At 76.2% G+C, this 16,908-nt stretch carries 22 protein-coding genes; 7 read left to right on the top strand and 15 right to left on the bottom strand.

What is annotated here, in order from left to right:
* Positions 1 to 46: 46 nt before the first annotated feature.
* The 15 genes from ACIP60_RS37575 to ACIP60_RS37505 all read right to left on the bottom strand — a co-directional run bounded on the left by ACIP60_RS37575 (position 47) and on the right by ACIP60_RS37505 (position 10,687).
* Positions 47 to 1,198 (bottom strand): YbdK family carboxylate-amine ligase, encoded by a 1,152-nt coding sequence (locus tag ACIP60_RS37575; protein WP_400693935.1) that lies wholly within the window; start codon positions 1,196 to 1,198, stop codon positions 47 to 49.
* A complete protein-coding gene (locus tag ACIP60_RS37570) occupies positions 1,195 to 1,479 on the bottom strand; it encodes a hypothetical protein (protein ID WP_400693933.1) in 285 nt (94 codons plus the stop codon). The genes ACIP60_RS37575 and ACIP60_RS37570 overlap by 4 nt, the downstream gene beginning before the upstream one ends.
* Complete coding sequence (locus ACIP60_RS37565) at positions 1,476 to 2,645, bottom strand: iron-containing redox enzyme family protein (RefSeq protein WP_400693930.1); 1,170 nt, start codon at positions 2,643 to 2,645, stop codon at positions 1,476 to 1,478. The genes ACIP60_RS37570 and ACIP60_RS37565 overlap by 4 nt, the downstream gene beginning before the upstream one ends.
* Positions 2,642 to 3,490: a dimethylargininase gene (gene ddaH, locus ACIP60_RS37560; protein WP_400693927.1), complete on the bottom strand. Its 849-nt coding sequence runs from the start codon at positions 3,488 to 3,490 to the stop codon at positions 2,642 to 2,644. The genes ACIP60_RS37565 and ddaH overlap by 4 nt, the downstream gene beginning before the upstream one ends.
* A gap of 108 nt (positions 3,491 to 3,598) precedes the next feature.
* Positions 3,599 to 3,754, bottom strand: a complete 156-nt coding sequence (locus ACIP60_RS37555) for a hypothetical protein (RefSeq protein ID WP_400693924.1) — start codon at positions 3,752 to 3,754, stop codon at positions 3,599 to 3,601.
* A gap of 5 nt (positions 3,755 to 3,759) precedes the next feature.
* A complete protein-coding gene (locus ACIP60_RS37550; protein ID WP_400693921.1) occupies positions 3,760 to 4,446 on the bottom strand; it encodes an HAD family hydrolase in 687 nt (228 codons plus the stop codon).
* 125 nt (positions 4,447 to 4,571) lie between these two features.
* Positions 4,572 to 5,366, bottom strand: coding sequence for a hypothetical protein (locus ACIP60_RS37545; protein ID WP_400693918.1), 795 nt, complete (start codon positions 5,364 to 5,366; stop codon positions 4,572 to 4,574).
* Positions 5,363 to 6,007, bottom strand: coding sequence for a hypothetical protein (locus tag ACIP60_RS37540; RefSeq protein ID WP_400693916.1), 645 nt, complete (start codon positions 6,005 to 6,007; stop codon positions 5,363 to 5,365). The genes ACIP60_RS37545 and ACIP60_RS37540 overlap by 4 nt, the downstream gene beginning before the upstream one ends.
* Positions 6,008 to 6,044: 37 nt before the next feature.
* Entirely contained in the window at positions 6,045 to 7,256 is a 1,212-nt protein-coding gene (locus ACIP60_RS37535) for a hypothetical protein (protein WP_400693912.1), read from the bottom strand.
* Positions 7,256 to 7,555, bottom strand: coding sequence for a WXG100 family type VII secretion target (locus ACIP60_RS37530; protein WP_400693909.1), 300 nt, complete (start codon positions 7,553 to 7,555; stop codon positions 7,256 to 7,258). The genes ACIP60_RS37535 and ACIP60_RS37530 overlap by 1 nt, the downstream gene beginning before the upstream one ends.
* Before the next feature lie 436 nt (positions 7,556 to 7,991).
* Entirely contained in the window at positions 7,992 to 8,201 is a 210-nt protein-coding gene (locus ACIP60_RS37525; RefSeq protein ID WP_282204736.1) for a CsbD family protein, read from the bottom strand.
* A gap of 100 nt (positions 8,202 to 8,301) precedes the next feature.
* The gene (locus ACIP60_RS37520) at positions 8,302 to 8,673 is read right to left on the bottom strand and encodes a hypothetical protein (RefSeq protein ID WP_400693905.1); all 372 of its coding nucleotides are present in this window, start codon (positions 8,671 to 8,673) and stop codon (positions 8,302 to 8,304) included.
* Positions 8,674 to 9,310: 637 nt separating this feature from the next.
* Positions 9,311 to 9,691, bottom strand: coding sequence for a VOC family protein (locus tag ACIP60_RS37515; RefSeq protein WP_282204734.1), 381 nt, complete (start codon positions 9,689 to 9,691; stop codon positions 9,311 to 9,313).
* A 370-nt stretch (positions 9,692 to 10,061) separates the two neighbouring features.
* Positions 10,062 to 10,358 (bottom strand): hypothetical protein, encoded by a 297-nt coding sequence (locus tag ACIP60_RS37510; protein WP_400693901.1) that lies wholly within the window; start codon positions 10,356 to 10,358, stop codon positions 10,062 to 10,064.
* A 5-nt stretch (positions 10,359 to 10,363) separates the two neighbouring features.
* Positions 10,364 to 10,687, bottom strand: coding sequence for a plasmid stabilization protein (locus tag ACIP60_RS37505; RefSeq protein ID WP_100834857.1), 324 nt, complete (start codon positions 10,685 to 10,687; stop codon positions 10,364 to 10,366).
* 350 nt (positions 10,688 to 11,037) lie between these two features.
* On the opposite strand from ACIP60_RS37505, the gene ACIP60_RS37500 reads away from it, so the two are divergent.
* The 7 genes from ACIP60_RS37500 to ACIP60_RS37470 all read left to right on the top strand — a co-directional run bounded on the left by ACIP60_RS37500 (position 11,038) and on the right by ACIP60_RS37470 (position 16,770).
* The gene (locus tag ACIP60_RS37500) at positions 11,038 to 12,060 is read left to right on the top strand and encodes a SigB/SigF/SigG family RNA polymerase sigma factor (RefSeq protein ID WP_400693897.1); all 1,023 of its coding nucleotides are present in this window, start codon (positions 11,038 to 11,040) and stop codon (positions 12,058 to 12,060) included.
* Positions 12,061 to 12,142: 82 nt separating this feature from the next.
* Positions 12,143 to 12,601, top strand: coding sequence for an STAS domain-containing protein (locus ACIP60_RS37495; protein ID WP_400693894.1), 459 nt, complete (start codon positions 12,143 to 12,145; stop codon positions 12,599 to 12,601).
* On the top strand, positions 12,601 to 13,086 hold the full coding sequence (locus tag ACIP60_RS37490) for an ATP-binding protein (protein ID WP_400693891.1): 486 nt from the start codon (positions 12,601 to 12,603) through the stop codon (positions 13,084 to 13,086). Before ACIP60_RS37495 ends, ACIP60_RS37490 begins: the two co-directional genes overlap by 1 nt.
* A gap of 113 nt (positions 13,087 to 13,199) precedes the next feature.
* Entirely contained in the window at positions 13,200 to 13,322 is a 123-nt protein-coding gene (locus ACIP60_RS37485) for a hypothetical protein (protein ID WP_400693888.1), read from the top strand.
* Positions 13,323 to 13,394: 72 nt separating this feature from the next.
* Positions 13,395 to 13,853: an SRPBCC family protein gene (locus ACIP60_RS37480; protein ID WP_400693885.1), complete on the top strand. Its 459-nt coding sequence runs from the start codon at positions 13,395 to 13,397 to the stop codon at positions 13,851 to 13,853.
* A 294-nt stretch (positions 13,854 to 14,147) separates the two neighbouring features.
* Positions 14,148 to 15,164, top strand: a complete 1,017-nt coding sequence (locus ACIP60_RS37475) for an XRE family transcriptional regulator (RefSeq protein WP_400693882.1) — start codon at positions 14,148 to 14,150, stop codon at positions 15,162 to 15,164.
* A 106-nt stretch (positions 15,165 to 15,270) separates the two neighbouring features.
* Positions 15,271 to 16,770 carry an MFS transporter gene (locus tag ACIP60_RS37470; RefSeq protein ID WP_400693879.1) on the top strand — a complete coding sequence of 500 codons (1,500 nt, stop codon included), beginning with the start codon at positions 15,271 to 15,273 and terminating at the stop codon, positions 16,768 to 16,770.
* Positions 16,771 to 16,908 lie beyond the last annotated feature (138 nt).

The following is a 16,908-nucleotide window of genomic DNA, read 5'->3' as shown; positions in this document are numbered from 1 at the left end:
GACACCTCGGGGACGGGGACGGGGACGGGGCGGGCGGCGCTGCGGTTCAGTGCGGGACGGTGGCGGTGCCGCTGGTCGCGGCGGTCGCGGCGGTGCGCCGGGCGAGGTCGTCGACGACGGCGGTGAGGCGGCCGTGCCGGGCGAGGGCGGCGCGCTGCCGGTCGGCGCCGCAACCGGTGGCCAGCAGCCGGGCGGTCAGCTGCCGGGCGAGCCCGAGGTCGTCCGTGCGCAGCAGCGCGGGGGTGGTGAACTCGACCAGTGCGGGCAGCAGTCGGCGGGCGGGCCGGAGCGCGCCGGTGAGCGGGTCGGGCAGCCGGGCGTCGAGGGCGTCGGCCGCGGCGCGGCGGTGGGCCGGCCGCAGCGGGCCGTCGGGCAGCGGCCGGACCCTGGTCCGCGGGTCGAGCAGGGTGTGGGCGAGGGCGCGCAGCAGGACGGCGAGCAGCAGGACGGTGTCCAGGTCGGCGTTGCTGTCGGCGATCCGCACCTCCAGGGTGGGCAGGTGCTCGGACGGCCGGGCGTACCAGTACAGCATCCGGCGGTCGAGGATCACCCCGTCCGCGATCAGCCGGTCCAGGGCGGTGCGGTAGCCGGGTTCGTCCAGGACGGGCGCCGGGCCGACGGTCGGCCAACTGGCGTGCCGTTCGGGCCGCAGGGCGGCGGTGCCCCGGTCGATCCCCTCGCAGAACGGGGAGTTGGCGCAGAACGCCTGGAACAGCGGCAGCCAGTCGCGCAACCTGGCGTTCAGGAAGAGTGCCTGACGGAGCGTCAGGTCGCCCAGGTGGACGTGGCAGCCGCACAGTTCGGCGCCGATCTGGTCGGCGACGCCGTCGATCCGGTCGGCCAGCCGCAGGTAGCGGGGCAGCGGGGTGACGGGCAGCGGGTGGCGGCTGGGCAGCACGGCGGTGCCGGTGGCGGCGAGCCGGCAGCCGGCCCGGTCGGCGGCGGACAGCAACACGCCCCGGGTGTCGGCCAGTTCGGCGCGCAGTTCGGCGGCGGTGCGGACCGGGCGGGTGCAGCCCTCCACCTGGGTGGCCAGGAACTCGTGCTGGGCGCGCGGCCCGAGGGAGCGGGCGGCGTCCGCGACCACCGCCTCGGCGGCGGGCACGGTCACCCGGCTGCCCGGGTCGACCAGCAGGAACTCCTCCTCGACGCCGAAGCGCAGCAGCGGCGGCCGGGGGTCGGCCGGTGCGGCGCTCACGCCGGGTGCCCCGGGACGGGACCGGCCGCGTCGCGGAGGGCCGGGGCGGGTGTGACGGCAGGAGTGGTCGCGGCCGGGGCCGTTCCCGCGCCGTCCGGCGGCAGCGGGTGCCCGGCGAAGCGCGGCGGGTGGGGCGGGCACGGGGAGCCGGGACCGACCGGGCCGCCGACCCGGGTGCCGGCGGCCCCGGCGGTGACCACGTACCCGGACCGGTCGAGCGGGTGCGGGAACGCCTCGAAGCCCTCCGGCGTCCGGCTCGGCGGGTCGGTGGACGCGGTCATCGACGGGTTCCTTCCGGCCGCAGGTCCGGGCGGGGCTCGGGTGCGGGTTCGGGCAGGGGGACGCGCAGCGAGGAGCCGGTGCCGGTGCCGGACTCGGGGCCGGAGCGCCAGGCGGTCATCAGGTGGTCGGCGAGCCGGTCCTCGGCCCGGGCGTAGGCCAGTGCGCCGAAGGCGATCTCGGGCGCGGGGCAGTCGGGCAGGGTGAGCAGCGGCTCGATCACGGTGTGCCGGACCAGCTGTTCGTGGACGGCGTCGGCGAGGACGTGCTCCCGGTAGAAGAGCGTCCCGCGCGGGGTGGCGCCGAGACGTTCGAACGCCTCGGCGAGCCGGGCCGAGCCCGGCGGGGAGGTGATCTCCACGGCCGCGAACTGCCCGACCAGCGCGGCCCGCAGGGACCGGTGCAGGCCGAACAGCGACATCGTGTTGACGACGGCCAGCGCGGGCGCGGGCACCGCGTCCAGGTACGCGCCGTAGGTCGGGTCGAGGCCGAAGTCCGTCATCATCCCGGCGAACAGCTCGGCGTGCGCCCGCTCCGGCCGCCCCGCCCCGTACTCGTCGTACTGCACCGCGACCAGGGCCGCCTTCGCCGGGTTCGGCAGCCGGGGCACCGCCCACATCTGCGGGTCGGCCTCCTTCAGGTGGTACAGCGAGCGGTGCGCCAGGTACTCGCGGGCCTGCTGCCGGGTGCCCGCCGACAGCAGGTGGTACGAGGGACCGTCACCGTCCGGGGATTCGACCAGCAGCCCGGCCAGCACGTCCGCCAGCGGCGGCGGCTCGCCCACCTCCCGGCGCAGCGCGCCCAGGAAGGCCCGCTCCAGCCGCCCGCGCAGCGCGAGCAGCGGCGGCGACCACTCCCAGGCCGGATCGACGTCCGCGAAGCCGCGGTAGTGCAGCTCGTAGCAGACGTACAGGGCGAGTTGGACGTCCTCGCCCCAGGGGTCCGCGCCCCAGGGGTCCGCGCCCCAGGGGTCCTCGCTCCGGGGGTCCCCGCTCCGGAGGTCCGTCGGGAGGTCGGTCGGCACCGGCAGCGGCGTCAGGTCGGTGGGCGCGGGGCGGCGCAGCGCGGCGAGGACGGTGGCCGAGAGCGGGCCGCGGGCGGCGGGGAGGACGGGGTCGGTGGCGGTGGCGGTCGTACGGGCATCGGTCGGCACGGGAGTGCACCTCATTCCGAACGCAGTTCCAGGACACAGCACTTGGGCCCGCCGCCGGCCTTCCGCAGCTCCGGGAGGTCGACCGGCACCGGGACGAACCCCGCGGCCCGCAGCTGCTCGGCCAGGCCCCGGGCCCCGTCCGGCAGCACCACGTGGCGGCCGTCGCTGATGGCGTTCAGGCCGAACGCGGCGGCGTCCGACGCGTCGGCCAGGATCGCGTCCGGGTAGAGGCGGTGCAGCAGGCGGCGGGCCTCCGGGGCGAACGCGTCCGGGTAGTACATCACCCGGGAGTCGTCCAGGACGGCCAGCGCGGTGTCCAGGTGGTAGTAGTGCGGGTTGGTCAGCCGCAGCGAGACCACCGGCCGTCCGAACACCCGCTCGGCCTCCCGGTGGGCGGCCGTGGTGGTGCGGAAGCCGCTGGCGGCGAGGATGCGCGGCCCGGCCGCCAGCAGGTCGCCCTCGCCCTCGTTCACCTCGACGGCCGTCCGGACCTGCGGGAACCGCGCGGCGGCGAACCAGCGCCGGTGCGCCGCCGACTCGCCCGCGCGCTCCGGGTGCCGGAACCGCGCGACCAGCACCCGGCCGTCCACCACCGTCGCCCCGTTCGCGGTGAACACCATGTCGGGCAGGCCCGGCTCCGGCGCCAGCAGGTCGACCCGGTGGCCGAGGGAGCGCAGCACCGACGCCAGCCCCCGCCACTGCCGCAGCGCCGCCGCCCGGTCCACCGGACGGTCCGGGTCCATCCACGGGTTGATCGTGTACTCCACCGCGAAGTGCTCGGGCGGGCACAGCAGGTAGCGCCGCCGCCGGACGGCCGGACCGGCGGGCCCGGGAGCGGTGGTGGCGGGAGAGGCGTTCATGCGCCGCGTCTGTCCACCGCCGTCCGGAGCGAAACGGCGCACGGGGCGCGGCGGGGACGGGCGGCGGGCCGGGGCGGCAGGGACGGGCGGCGGGCCCGCCGCCGTTCGTCAGCCGTCCCGGCGCCCCCCGGCGGCGGCCCCCGCGCCCGCGCCCAGCCGCGTGCACACGGCGGACAGCGACGCCCAGGCCGCCGCCCTGGTGCGGTAGCGGAACCGGGTCAGCAGCGGGCCGAGCCGCGGGGCCCGGCCGGGCGTCGTGCGCACTGCGGTCACCGTTCACCGGTCCGGGGGCGGGCCAGCGCGCTGTCGTCCAGGCCGGCCAGCAGTGCGCCCACCGAGGCGTGCACCTCCAGGGCGCCCGCGTCGCGCAGTTCCGCGGCGGCGAGACCGCCGCTCTCCACCCCGAGGCACGGGGTCCCGGCCCGGTTCGCCGCCTCGACGTCCCACACGCTGTCGCCGACGAACACCGAGCGGTCCGCCCGGGCGCCGACCTGTTCCAGTGCGGCGCGCACCAGGTCAGGGGCCGGTTTCGAGGCGGCCACCGCGTCCGCGTCGGTCACCGCGTGCACCGCGTCGTCGGCGTCCAGCACCTTCCGCAGCACGTCCAGTTCCCGGCCCGACGCGGAGGTCGACAGCACCACCCGCCACCCGCGCCCGGCGCACTCCCGGAGCAGTTCCGCCGCCCCCGGGAAGGCCCGCAGGCCGGGCCAGTGCTGGGCGTACAGCGCGAGGTGCGCGGCGCCGATCGCCTCGTCCTCCGACCGGTCCCGGTCGTCCCCGAGCAAGTGGTCGAGCAGCTGGTCGCTGCCCATGCCGATGGCCCGGTGGATCGGGGCCGCGTCCACCTCGTGCCCGAACTGCGCCAGCGCCTGCCACCAGGCGAGGGTGTGCAGGTACGTGGTGTCCACCAGTGTGCCGTCCACGTCGAACAGCGCGGCCGCGACGTCCGCTGCCATGCCCTTCGCCTCCTCCCGATCCGTTCCTCCGCCCGGAACCGTTCCGGTGCGGGCCCCCGTCTACCCGGGCCGCCGCACCCCACACCCCCGGTCTCCGACCGGTCCCGGCGACCCGGCGGGGGCGGTCAGTTCAGCCGGGTGCCGAACGGGTCGTGCTGGGCGGCGGCGCCCGCGCCGGCGGCGGGCGCGGGCGGGGGAGGGGAGGGCAGGTCGGCCGGCGGCAGCCGGAAGCGGACGCTGCGGACGACCCGGACCAGCAGCGGGGCGTAGACCTCCGGCCAGTTGTCGACGTCCGGGGTGCCGAGTTCGAGCAGCAGCACGCCCCGGAGGGCGGGCGGCATCGGGAGGTACGCCTTGGCGGAGAGCAGCGGGACGCTCCCCCCGGCGCCGAGCTGCCAGCCCGGCTGCTGTTCGAGGGTGATCACGGCCGGTCCGGCGGGGGCGTCGAACCGGCGCACCAGCAGCGGGCGCGCCGCCCGCCGGGCGGCCGGCGGGGTGAGGACCTCGACGAGCCCGGCGGCGGCGGTGGCCTGCGGGGTGTGGTCCTCGGTGTCCAGCGCGGTGACGGTGAGCGTCGCCGTCGACAGCCGGTCGCCGATCGTGCCGACGCAGGTGCCGGACCAGATCGCGCCCGCGTCGGCCAGCGCGGCGGACCCGGCCGCGTACAGCTCGGTGAGCGCCTGCCGCCGGGCCGGGGGGAGGCCCTCGGCGGCGGACCCGAGACGGGCGAGCACCAGCTCGTAGGCGTCGTCCACGTCGTCGGCGGGCTCGAACGGCACGAAGTCGGGCGGGACGTCGAACTCCACGGTCTCCGCGCGCCCCGGGCTCTCCACGCTCCCGCTGCTCTCCACGTTCCCGCTGCTCTTCACGTTCTCGGTGTTCTCGGTGTTCTCCGTGTTTCCCACGGTGCTGCCGGTCAACGGTCGTCCTCACGGTTCAGGGGGCCGGGCGGGGGAGGCGGCGGGGTGCCGGGTCCCGGCGGCGGGTCGTACGGGGGGCGCCGGTCGGCGCCCGCCTCGACCAACCGGTCGCGGTGGCGCCGGGCGGGCAGGTAGCCGAGCAGGAACGCCAGCGCGACGGCACCGAGGGCGGCCGCCGCCACCGGGGCGCTCGCGGCCAGGGCCGGGGCGACCACCGCGAGCACGCCGCCGATCACCAGCAGGCCCGCCGGGCGGTACTCCGAGCGGACCTGCTCGGGAGTCGCCCGGGGCATCCGGTCGGGCGCGGGCCGCAGCGGCCCGCAGCCGGGCGGCCACCCCGGCGGCGTCCACCCGGCCGGGGCCCCGGTGTGCGGGCCGGTCCACGGCACCGGCGCGGGCATGCCGGACCGCAGGTCCGGGGCGCGCATCCAGGCACCCCGGACCCGGGCGGCCGGGTCCGGGTCCAGGACGGCCCGCACCCGCTTGTGGTGGCTGCGGCCGACCTGCCGCAGCTGTTCGAGCCGGTAGCCGTAGAGCCAGCAGAGCCAGCGCAGCTGGGGCTCGTCGAGGGTGAAGGAGTCGACCAGTTCGTCGACGGTCCTGCGCCCGTCGAACAGCAGCGCGGTGCGGGTCAGATCCATCGGGTCGCTCCGGTCGGGGTGATTTCCTGACGCACCGTCAACGACCGCCCCGGGCGGCGGCCCCGTCCTTCTCCGAGCCGTCGTGCCAGGCGTTGTCCAGGCCCACCAGCAGCGGGCCGCCCAGCAGGAGTTCGCCCCACTGGCCGCCGTCGCGGGGGAGGAACTGCCGCAGGCCGTCGGCGTCCGTCGACCAGCCGTCGAGGGTGATGCCGGTCGCGCCCAGGGCGACGCCGTTGCCGACCGCCTCCCGGGCGAACAGCGAGGCGGCGAGCTTGCCGGTCTTCCCGACCTCGCCGATCACCGGGACCATGCCCATCACGTCGACCGCGAAGCTCAGCGGGGGCACGTCCGCCCCCGCCGCCGCGGCCACGCCGTGGGTGACCAGGGCGGCGCCCGACAGGCCCATGGAGACCGCGTTCAGCGCGGCGGCGCCGACCTCCAGCGGCGGGAACACCAGCCCGGCGCCGGCCAGCGCGATCGAGCCCAGGCCGACCAGGGTGCTCGCGTTGGAGAGCAGGTCGCCGACCGCCGCGATCGCGTTGGCGTGCGACCTGGCCCACTCCACGGCGTCCTTGGCGAGCTGGACGTGCGCCTGGGCGACCTTCTTCACGGTGTCCATCAGGTTGGCGAACCAGCCCGGTCCGTCGGGTGCCTGCTCGCCGGCCCGGGCCACCACCCGGGCGGCCTGCCGGGCCAGTTGGTCGTGCTCGGCGCGCAGCGCCTCGGCCCGGGCCGCGATTCCCTGGAAGTCCGCGTCGGCGGCCCGCAGTTCGGCGTCCGCCTTGTGCAACCTGGCCTCGGCGTCGGCGAGTTGGTCCGCTTCCTGGAACCAGAGGCCGCCCAGCTTCAGGTCCGGATTGTCGGCGGCCCGGTCGCGGCGGGCCTTCGCCGCCCGGGCCTGCTCCTCCTGGTCGGCGGCGGTGCGCTGCAGGGTGGCGAGCTGGTCGCGCCAGCCCGCCAGCGCGGTGTACGCCGAGTCGAACGACGCGTGGGCGACGTCGAGTCGGCCGGGGAGCTCGGCGATCCGGGCGGAGAACGCGTCCGCCGCCTCGCCCTGCCAGGCCCCGCCGCCGCAGGACGCCCGGTTCACGCTGTTCCGGGCGTCCTCCAGCTCCTTCGCGGCCTGCCGGAGGTCCCGGACCAGCTCGTCGATGCCGGGCAGGCTGCCGGGCGCCGGGTCGAAGCCGAGCGCGTCGAAGCCGTCGCGGTCGGTCGACGCGGCCCAGGCCGGGAACGGGAGGGTCGACATCAGACGGCCTCCCCCGCCATCATCCGGCGCACCGTCTCGTCGGTCTCCCGGTACGCCCGCACGGTCACGTCCAGGCCCTCGCTGATCGCGTGCAGCGTCTCGTTGAGCTGCTTCAGCCCGTACTTCCAGTCGTCGGCGAACGCCGCGCACGCACCGTCCAGTTCACGGTGCCCGGTCACCTGCGGCGAAGTCCGGCCCAGGGCGTGCATCGCGCCCCCCATGCTGCCGTTCGCCTCGGCGAGCTCCTTCGACACCCGGCCGAGCTCGTCGGCCTCCACCCGGAACGCCCCCTGGGCCACAGCTCCCCCTCGTCTCCCCGTGCCACCGCGTCCGGCCCCTTCGCCCGGCGCAATTCCGCGCAGCCTACCCGGAATTGCGGCGGCGGGGGGATTCTGGGTGTTTCCTGAAAACGCGGTCGGAAATCGCCGGTGGCCGCGGTGGCGGGGCGAAGGCGTCAAGTAGCCGCTGGTGGAAGGGAGTTGGCGGCCCGGTCGGCGGTTCTGCGGTCAAGTGCCGGAGCGGGTGCGGAACATCGTGCCGGTGGAGGGTGGAGACGGGGGCCGAACTGCCGGAAATCCGGCACCGAACCGGCGGGTGAACACCTGCTTTGTCTCGGCCTGGACCGCCCTTGACCTGTACTTGACCTCGGTGAATCCGGCGGAGGGGCACCGGAGCGTCGACACGGATCGGCCGCCGCCCGTCGGTGCTCGACGGGCGGCGGCCGGGGTGCGGGGCTCAGCGCTTGAACGCGCCCTTGACCTTGTCCACGCCTTCGGCGATCCGGTCCTTGGCCTTGTCGACGCCCTGCTTCGCCTGGGACTCGGCCTGGTCGCCGCGGCCCTCGTTCTCCAGCCGGTCGTTGCCGGTCGCGGCACCGGTCTTCTCCTTCGCCGCGCCGACGGCCTCCTGGGCCTTGTGCTTCATGCGGTCGGATGCGTCACTCATGGGTCGGTCCTCCTCGATCGTGCGGTCGTTTCGTGCGGTCGTTTCCTGCGCCCGTTCCGTCCGGTCACGGGGGCGGGGTCGCCGGGCGGCGGTGGCCCCGTCAGTGCGTGAAGCGGTGGCGCGGGCGGCCCTGCGGGCGCTGGGTCGTCGTCGTGGGCCGGTCGGCGGACGACAGGTCCGCCCTGGTGGCACCCGATTCGGCGGTGTGGTCCAGCGCCACGGGGGTGTCCTGCACGGGAGTCGCCCGGTGGTGGCGGCGCCAGTGCAGGCCGCCGCGCATCAGGGCGAGCCCGGCGCAGAAGATCAGCGCGAGTGCCAGCCCGGCCAGGAACGCGCCGAGGGTGCTCATGGTGGCGATCTGGTGGCCGAGCACGGTGACGCCCGTCTCGGGCCCGCCGCCGAGGTTGTCGGCGATCAGCAGACCCGCGAACGCACCGGACGCCGCGAACAGCAGAAGTCCGAGCAGCAGCATGGTCCAGGTCCTTTCGCTAGCTCCGTTGCTTCTTCGTCCCGTGGGGTCCGTTGCCCGGTTGCCCCTGGTTCGGTGGCGTCTGCCCAGTGCGCCCGGACCGAATCAGCCCCGCCGCGGCGGGTGGCGTCCGCCGGGACGGTCACGGCGGTCACGGTGCGGTGCGGCAGGTTCCTCCCGCACGCCCGACGGCGCCGCCGCCGGGTCGTCCGGCCGCCCGTGCCGGAACGGAGACCCGGGAGAGGGGAGGGGAGGCGGGGCTCAGGGGGGGCGGTATGCGCAAGGGACGCGGCCGGGTCGGCCGCAGGTGTGCCGGACCGGGTACGTGGCGGGGTTCGTCGAGGGGGGTCAGGCGCGCACGGGTACGCGGTGCTCTGCGGCGAGGTGCACGCCTCCCGGGGCTGGCCGCCGACTGGCGGAGCAACCCTGCCCGGGGTGTGGCGCCACCCGCTGGAGCACCTGCGGCCGATCGGGCTGCTGCCGACCACGCTGTTCGGGTGGTTCGTGTGCGCCGCCGCCGTCCCGCTGAGCGGTTCTTCCGGACGCGGGCGCGGGCCGGGGCGGGTGTCGGCGGGGCCGGGGGCCGGCCGGGTCGAGCCGCTCGGGGGCGGTGGAACTCCGGCCGGCCGGCGGGGAGCGGTCAGAGCTCCTTGATGCGGGCCTTGAGCAGGCAGAACTCGTTGCCCTCGGGGTCCACGAGGACGTGCCAGGACTCCTCGCCGGTCTGCCCGATGTCGGCCGGGCGGGCACCGAGGGCGAGCAGTCGCTCCAGCTCGGCGTCCTGGTCGCGGTCGGTCGGGTTGACGTCGATGTGCAGCCGGGACTTGCCGGGCTCCGGCTCGGCCCGGGCGCTCAGGAACAGCGTCGGCTGCGCGCCGCCGAAGCCCTCGCGCGGGCCGATCTCGACGCTGCCGTCGTCCTCGCGGCCGAGCACCACGAAGTCCAGCACCTCGCACCAGAACCGCGCCAGGACCTCGGGCTCCCGGCAACCGAGTACGAGTTCACTGATCCGACATGCCATCGACCGAACCTGCTTCCGCTGGGGGGATGTGACGATTCGTCCGCACCCCCGCGGCCCCACGGCCGCCGCGGCGCGGACCCGCCCGCGACCGTACCCGGGGGAACGGCCGGGCGCGACCGATTTTTCCGCCCGGAGTGTCGCGCCCGGAGCGCCGTGCGCCGCGCACCTGTCCGTGAGGAGATGTCACTCCTGTTAGACCCCGTAACGGCGGCTGGACTCCCCGGACGGGGTGCGCCGGCGGAGGTGGGGCAGGACTGGCTCGAAGAGGACGGCCGATCGGTGTCCGACGCGGCCCCGGTGGCTCGGGGCTGACGACGACCGCCCCGCCCTGCCGGGTGGGGCAGGGCGGGGCGGGGCGGAGCGCCTGGGGTCACGGGCCCGGTGGTGGGGGGCTGGGCTGCGGGGTGGGTTCGGGCTGCGGGTCGGGGTGGAGCGGGGGCCCGGGGCGGCCCGGCGGTTCCGGGTCCGGGAGGGGGTCGGGGCGGCCGGGGCCGGGGGGACCGGGGTTCGGGGGCTGCGGATCGGGCGGGATCGGGGCGATCGGCGGGTCCGGGTCCGGGCGCGGCGGGGTGGGGGAGAGCGGGCCGGGCGGATCGGTCGGCCGGGGCGGGACGTCGGGCGGGTCGGGCGGCCGGACGTCCGGGTCGGCGGGCACCGGGATGGTCATCGCGGTCACCGCCCCAGGGCGTGCGCGAGCTGGTCCTTGTTCATCTTCGAGCGGCCCTTGACGCCGCGCTGCCGCGCCTCGTTGTACAGCTGGTCGTACGTCGGACCGCCGGCTCCGCGGTGCGAGCGCTTGCCGCCCCGGTGGCCGGAGGAGACGTCGTGGAGGGAGCTGCGGCTGGCCGTCCGGCTCTCGCCGTGCCGGGCGCGCTCCTTGTTGACCGTGCGGGCGGCGATCTCCTCGGCGCGCTTCTCGCTCGATCCGCGCTCCAGCTGGCTCTCCTTGATGTGCTCGTACTGCCGCTCCCGCTTGGGGCTCGATCCGGCGGGCATGGTCGGACTCCTCTCGTCGCGGACGGTTCACCGGCCCGCATACCCGGATCAAGGCGGGTGAATCGGGGGAATCCGGTTCGCGGCGGCCGGACGGGGGTAGGAATAGGTCGCCATGCCGGGCGCACCGCCCGGCGCGGCCGACCCGCAGGGGTCCGTCACCCCACGGCATGCGAGCCGCGAGCCGCGTGCTGGGAGCCGTCGCCTGAAGAAGCCGGGTTCCACGGTTCTCCGCCCGCCCTGCCGCCGTGCGGCCCACCGAGTCCCGGACGGGGTTCTTCCACCGTCCGGAGCCCGGCACGCCGCAGTCCGCGCGCAGGGAGGGTCCCACCGTTCCCCGGAGATGACTCCCCGTGACCACCACGTCCACTCTGCGCGGCACCCCCGCGTCCGGCGGCGCCCCCGCCTCCACCCCCGGACCAGGGACGGCCGAGGTCGACCCGATGCACCGGCCCACCCGGCGGGAGATGCGGGCGATGGGCAAGTACGAGGCGCGCCGGCTCAGCGACGCGCTGTTCGCCCGACTGGCCGAACTGCCCCCCGAGGACCCCGCCCACAGCTACGTCCGCGGCACCCTGATCGAGCTGAACATGCCGCTGGTGCGGTTCGTCGCCGCCCGGTTCCGGCACCGCCCCGAGGAGCTCGACGACATCATCCAGGTCGGCACCGTCGGGCTGATCAAGGCCGTCGACGGCTTCGACCCGGAGCGCGGCGTCGAGTTCGTCACGTACGCGATCCCCACCGTCTCCGGCGAGATCAAGCGGTTCTTCCGCGACACCTCGTGGCCGCTGCGCGTCCCGCGCAGCGTGCAGGAGCGCTACCTGGCCGCCGCCCGCGCCTCCGACCGGCTCGAACAGAGCCTCGGCCGGCTGCCCGACACCGCCGAACTCGCCGAGGAGCTGCACGTCACCGAGGAGGAGGCCGCCGAGGGGATCGACGCCGGACGGCTCTGCCGCTGCGACTCGCTCGACTCGCTGCGCGACGAGGACTCCGACGACAGCGGCAGCGCGCTGATCAACCGGCTCGGCGGCTGCGACCCCGAACTGGAGGTCGCCGAACTCCGGGTGATGGCCAAGCCGTTCATCAGCCGCCTGCCCGAACGGGAGCGCGCCGTCCTGCTGCTGCGGTTCTGGGGCGGACTCACCCAGAACGAGATCGCCGCCGAGATCGGCGTCTCCCAGATGCACGTCTCCCGGATCCTCTCCGCCACCCTCGCCGGACTGCGCGCGCAGATCGAGGGCGCGCAGATCGAGGGCGCGGCCGGGGAGGGCGCGGCCGGGGAGGGCGAGGAGCGGAGCCGGGAGGACGCCGACGGCACGTGCGACGAGCCGGGCGAGGAGGAGGCCGGGTGCGCGGTGCACGGCGCGGCTGATTGAGGTCCGGGCCGCCCGGGTAGCCGCGAGGCCGTGCCACCCGGGGGACGAGGAGCCGACGCCGAACGGCAGGAGGTGTTCGCACGTGGACGCACAGCCCGGCCCGGGCCCCGGTGTCCCGCTTACCGTCACCCCGCTCACCGTCGTGCTGCGCCACCCGCCCGGCGCACTGGTGGTGCGGCCCGAGGGCGAACTCGACCACGACAGCGTCGAACCCCTCCTGGACGCGCTGGAACAGGCGGTCGACGACCGGCCCGGGCGGGTGGTGGTGGACTGCGGCGGCCTCGAGTTCTGCGACTCCACCGGCCTCAACCTGCTGCTGCGCGCCCACGCCGCCGCCCGGCGGACCGGCCTGCCGCTGCTGCTGGCCGCGCCCGGGCGGGCGGTCGGCCGCCTGCTGGAGATCACCGGCGCGGACGAGGTGCTGGCCGTCCACCCCACCGTCGAGGACGCCCTCGCGGCGGATCTGGGAGAACCGGCGGAGCCCGGTGGAGCGGCGGAGCCCGGTACGTCCGGCGCGGACGACCCGTCCGGGGCCCCGTGATGGCCGCGCACCCCGCCGACCCCGCCGACCCGGCCTACTCCGCCGCCCCCGCCGGGCCGGTCCCGGCCGGGCCGGAGCGGCGGTGCCTGCCGCTGGCCGCCGCGCCCGGGGCGGTCGCCCGGAGCCGGGAGTTCACCCGCGGCGCGCTGCGGACCTGGGGCTGGCTGGCGGCGCCGGACGAGGGCACCCGGGCCGCCGCCCAGGACGTCCTGCTGATGACCAGCGAACTGGTGACCAACGCCTGCCAGCACGCCGCCGGGCCCTACACGCTGGAACTGTCCAGGTACGGGCCGCTGCTGCGGGTCGCCGTCCGGGACGCCGACGACCGCCCCCCGGTGCTGCGCCCGCCCGCGGAGCCCGCCCGGCCCGGCGGGCACGGGCTGCGGGTGGTCGACCGGCTGGCCGCCGCGTGGGGCAGCGAACCGGCGGTGGGCGGCGGGAAGACGGTGTGGCTGGAGATCGTCCGCCCCCCGGCGGAACCCTGAACGCGGTGCCACAGGGGAGGCGAGGAGCGGTCCCGCCCGCCGGGGCCGTGCCGCGCTCTCGGGGCCGAGGCGGTGGTCACGTGCGCCGGGGTGACCCGGGTGACCCCCGCCCGTTGCTCGACCGCGCCCTGGCGGCCGGCACCGCCGACACCGACGACGACACCTGCCCGATCGCCGTCGAGGTCCTCGACACCCCCGGCGGCCCGTCCGGTGGCGAACCGGACGGAAGCGTTTGATCCGGGGCGAACCGGTCAGACGCCTGCCAGACCCGTACGCAAGCGACCGAAACGCGAAACGGAGGAACACGCATGAGCATGGTCCAGAAGACCGTCGAGGTGGACGTCCCCCTGCACACCGCGTACGACCAGTGGACGCAGTTCGAGGACTTCCCCCACTTCATGGACGGCGTCGAGCAGGTGGTCCAGATCGACGAGCGGCACAACCACTGGCGGACGAAGATCGCCGGGGTGACCCGGGAGTTCGACACCGAGATCATCGACCAGCTGCCCGACCAGAAGATCGCCTGGCGGACCGTCGGCGGCGACGTCCAGCAGAAGGGCACGGTCAGCTTCACCCCGCTCGGCGACACGCGCTGCGAGGTGCGCCTGGCGATGGACTACGACCCCCAGGGCATGGCCGAGCACGCCGCCGACGCCCTCGGCATGGTCGACCGGCGGGTGAGCGGTGACCTCGACCGCTTCAAGTCCTTCATCGAGGAGCGCGGCGTGGAGAACGGCGGCTGGCGCGGGCGGATCACCCCCGCCTGACCCCCCGCCGCCCGCCCCCGTCCGATCCCCCTTCCCGATCCGCGCCGACCGCGCCCCGCGCCGCCCCGCACCGTCCAGCGGGGCGGCGCGGCGCTGCCCGGGGGAGCCGGGACGGAGCCGGGCAGGTCCGGTCGATACGGGGCGGGAACGGTCGGGAGCGGTCGATACCGGTGGTACCGGTGCCCGGCGGGGCCGGCGGCCAGTACGCTCGTCGTCCCGGTCGGAGCAGGGCGCGGGGGCGAGGACCCCGTGCGCCCCCGGCCGGGCGGACGCCGAGACGTACCGGGAGGCGCCGTGGACCGTCGCAGTTTCGTGGGGTTCGGCGCGGTCTCGCTCGCCGCGCTGGCCGCACCCGGCGGGCCCGGCGGGACGGCCGACCCCGGGCGGCTGGGGACGCTGCTGGGCGGCACCCGGGTGGACGCCGAGTTCGTCGCCTGGCTGGAGAGCGGCGGCCACGGACTGGCCGCCCTGCCCGCCGAGCAGCGCGGCCGGTCCGCCCGCCTGCTGGACGCCCAACTCGCCACCGTCCGGACCCTGATCGCCACCGGCCGGTACGACGAACCCACCGGTCGGCGGCTGCACCGGCTGGCCGCCTCCCTCGCCACCACCAGCGGCTGGTACCGCTTCGACCAGGGCCGCCACCCCGCCGCCGGACGCCGGTGGGAACTCGCCCTCCAGTCCGCCCACCGCGCCGGCGACCGCGAACGCGCCGCCGGGGTCCTCGCCGACGCCGCCTACCAGGCCACCTGGCTCGGCCGCCCCGCAGCCGCCGCCGACCGCCTCGACTACGCCCTCACCACCACCCTCCACCCCACCGCCCGCGCCCTGCTGCTGCTCCGCCGGGCCCGCGCCCACGCCGCCCGCCACGACCCGGCCGCCTGCCGGCACGACCTGGCCGCCGCCGAACGCGCCCTCGCCACCCCGTCCCCCGACCCGGCCCCCGCCTGGTGCGCCTGGATGGGCCCCGCCGACCTCGCCGTCGACTCCGGCGGCTGCCTGCTCGACCTCGGCCACCCCGCCGCCGCCCGCACCCGGATCGCCGAGGGGCTCGCCCGGCTCCCGCCCGCCCGGGCCAAGACCCGCGGCGTCTTCCTCGCCTACCAGGCCCGCACCCACCTGCGCACCGGCGAGGTCGAACAGGCCCTCGCCGCCACCGCCGAGTCCCTCGACCTGGCCGCCCGGATCGGCTCCCCGCGCTGCGCCGCCCTGGTCCGCGGCCTGGCCCCGGCCTTCGGCCCGTACCGCCGACAGGCCGGCGTCCCGGAGCTGCTGGAGCGGATCGGCGCCGCCGGGGCAACCCGGGTGGGCTGATCGGGGCGGGCCGATCACGGAGGTGTGCCGGGGGCCGGGCCAGGGCAGACGCGCCCCTGGCCCGCCCGGACGCACCGGGCGCACGGCCGGACGACGGAGGTCGAAGATGTCCGCACCGCACCGCCGCACCGCCGCTTCCGCCGCCGGGGACGGCTCGACAGCCGTCGAGACGGACGTCCCGGGCCGGTTGGACCGGCTCCCCTGGTCACCCTGGCACTGGCGCATCCTGATCGGCCTGGGCACCGTCTGGATCCTGGACGGCCTGGAAGTCACCGTGGTCGGCAACCTGGCCGCCCGGCTGGCCGAGCCGGGCAGCGGCATCGCGATCAGCAGCGCCCAGGTCACCACCGTCGCCGCCGCGATCTACGTGGCGGGCGCCTGCACCGGGGCGCTGTTCTTCGGCTGGCTGACCGACCGGCTGGGCCGGAAGAAGCTGTTCATGCTCACCCTGGCCGTCTACCTGGTCGCGACCGGCATCACCGCGCTGTCCTGGACGCCCTGGTTCTTCTTCCTCTGCCGGTTCTTCACCGGCTTCGGCATCGGCGGCGAGTACGCCGCCATCAACTCGGCGATCGACGAACTGATCCCGGCCCGGGTGCGCGGCCGGATCGACCTGATCGTCAACGGCAGCTTCTGGATCGGCGCCGCGCTCGGCGCGTTCGCCTCCATCCTGCTGCTGAACACCTCGCTGTTCGCCACCGACGTCGGCTGGCGGCTGGCGTTCGGCATCGGCGTGGTGCTCGGCCTGGTCATCCTGCTGGTGCGCCGGCACGTCCCGGAGAGCCCGCGCTGGCTGTTCACGCACGGGCAGGGCGAGGAGGCGGAACGGATCGTCGCCGAGGCCGAGGAGATCGTCGAGCGCGAGACCGGCAAGCCGCTGCCACCGGTGGACGAGCCGCCGATCACGATCCGCGAGCGCGGCCCGATCGGCTTCGTCACCATCGCCCGGACCCTGGTCTCCACCTACCCGCGCCGCACGATCCTGGGCCTGTCGCTGTTCATCGGGCAGTCCTTCCTCTACAACTCGATCACCTTCGGGTACGCGGCGATCCTCACCCAGTTCTTCGACGTCCCGGCGGGCCGGACCGGCTACTACTTCGCGGTGATCGCGGTCGGCAACTTCCTCGGACCGGTGCTGCTCGGCCACTTCTTCGACTCGGTCGGCCGCAAACCGATGATCGCGGGCAGCTACATCGGCTCGGGCGTGCTGCTGTTCGGCACCGCCTGGCTGTTCGACAACGGCTCGCTGAGCGCCACCACCATGACGGCCTGCTGGACGGTCGTGCTGTTCTTCGCCTCCGCCGGGGCGAGCGCCGCCTACCTGACGGTCAGCGAGATCTTCCCGCTGGAGACCCGGGCGCTGTGCATCGCCTTCTTCTACGCGGTCGGCACGGCGGCGGGCGGCATCTCCGGGCCGCTGCTCTTCAACGGCCTGGTCAGCAGCGGCGAGGTCGGCGACGCGACGCTGGCGTTCTGCATCGGCGCGGCGCTGATGACGGCCGCGGGCCTGGTCGAGGCGTTCCTCGGCGTCCGGGCCGAACGCCGCAGCCTGGAGTCGCTGGCCGCGCCGCTCAGCCAGGTCGAACGGGCCGACGCCGGCACCTGACGCCGGGGCGGCGGCGTACGGGCGCGGGGGGGGGGGGGGGGGGCCGGGCCCGCGGGGCCCCCCCCCCCCCCCCCGGGCCGCAGCGGGTAAAAGAATGAAAATGATTTTGGGATGTCGACGGGGGGGGGCGCGGGTTGG

Source organism: Kitasatospora sp. NPDC088783 (genome assembly GCF_044750705.1).
Classification (GTDB): domain Bacteria; phylum Actinomycetota; class Actinomycetes; order Streptomycetales; family Streptomycetaceae; genus Kitasatospora; species Kitasatospora fiedleri.
Note: the sequence above shows the minus strand (reverse complement) of the source record. Positions and strands in the feature narration are given on the sequence as shown.

Bases quoted from the DNA above. Each gene is read 5' to 3' on its own strand.
- ACIP60_RS37535 (WP_400693912.1), bottom strand. From the start codon at position 7,256: ATGTCGACCCTCCCGTTCCCGGCCTGGGCCGCGTCGACCGACCGCGAC.
- ACIP60_RS37510 (WP_400693901.1), bottom strand. From the start codon at position 10,358: ATGACCATCCCGGTGCCCGCCGACCCGGACGTCCGGCCGCCCGACCCG.
- ACIP60_RS37550 (WP_400693921.1), bottom strand. From the start codon at position 4,446: ATGGCAGCGGACGTCGCGGCCGCGCTGTTCGACGTGGACGGCACACTG.
- ACIP60_RS37570 (WP_400693933.1), bottom strand. From the start codon at position 1,479: ATGACCGCGTCCACCGACCCGCCGAGCCGGACGCCGGAGGGCTTCGAG.
- ACIP60_RS37525 (WP_282204736.1), bottom strand. From the start codon at position 8,201: ATGAGTGACGCATCCGACCGCATGAAGCACAAGGCCCAGGAGGCCGTC.
- ACIP60_RS37515 (WP_282204734.1), bottom strand. From the start codon at position 9,691: ATGGCATGTCGGATCAGTGAACTCGTACTCGGTTGCCGGGAGCCCGAG.
- ACIP60_RS37565 (WP_400693930.1), bottom strand. From the start codon at position 2,645: ATGAGGTGCACTCCCGTGCCGACCGATGCCCGTACGACCGCCACCGCC.
- ddaH (WP_400693927.1), bottom strand. From the start codon at position 3,490: ATGAACGCCTCTCCCGCCACCACCGCTCCCGGGCCCGCCGGTCCGGCC.
- ACIP60_RS37520 (WP_400693905.1), bottom strand. From the start codon at position 8,673: ATGCTGCTGCTCGGACTTCTGCTGTTCGCGGCGTCCGGTGCGTTCGCG.
- ACIP60_RS37505 (WP_100834857.1), bottom strand. From the start codon at position 10,687: ATGCCCGCCGGATCGAGCCCCAAGCGGGAGCGGCAGTACGAGCACATC.
- ACIP60_RS37480 (WP_400693885.1), top strand. From the start codon at position 13,395: ATGAGCATGGTCCAGAAGACCGTCGAGGTGGACGTCCCCCTGCACACC.
- ACIP60_RS37490 (WP_400693891.1), top strand. From the start codon at position 12,601: ATGGCCGCGCACCCCGCCGACCCCGCCGACCCGGCCTACTCCGCCGCC.
- ACIP60_RS37470 (WP_400693879.1), top strand. From the start codon at position 15,271: ATGTCCGCACCGCACCGCCGCACCGCCGCTTCCGCCGCCGGGGACGGC.
- ACIP60_RS37540 (WP_400693916.1), bottom strand. From the start codon at position 6,007: ATGGATCTGACCCGCACCGCGCTGCTGTTCGACGGGCGCAGGACCGTC.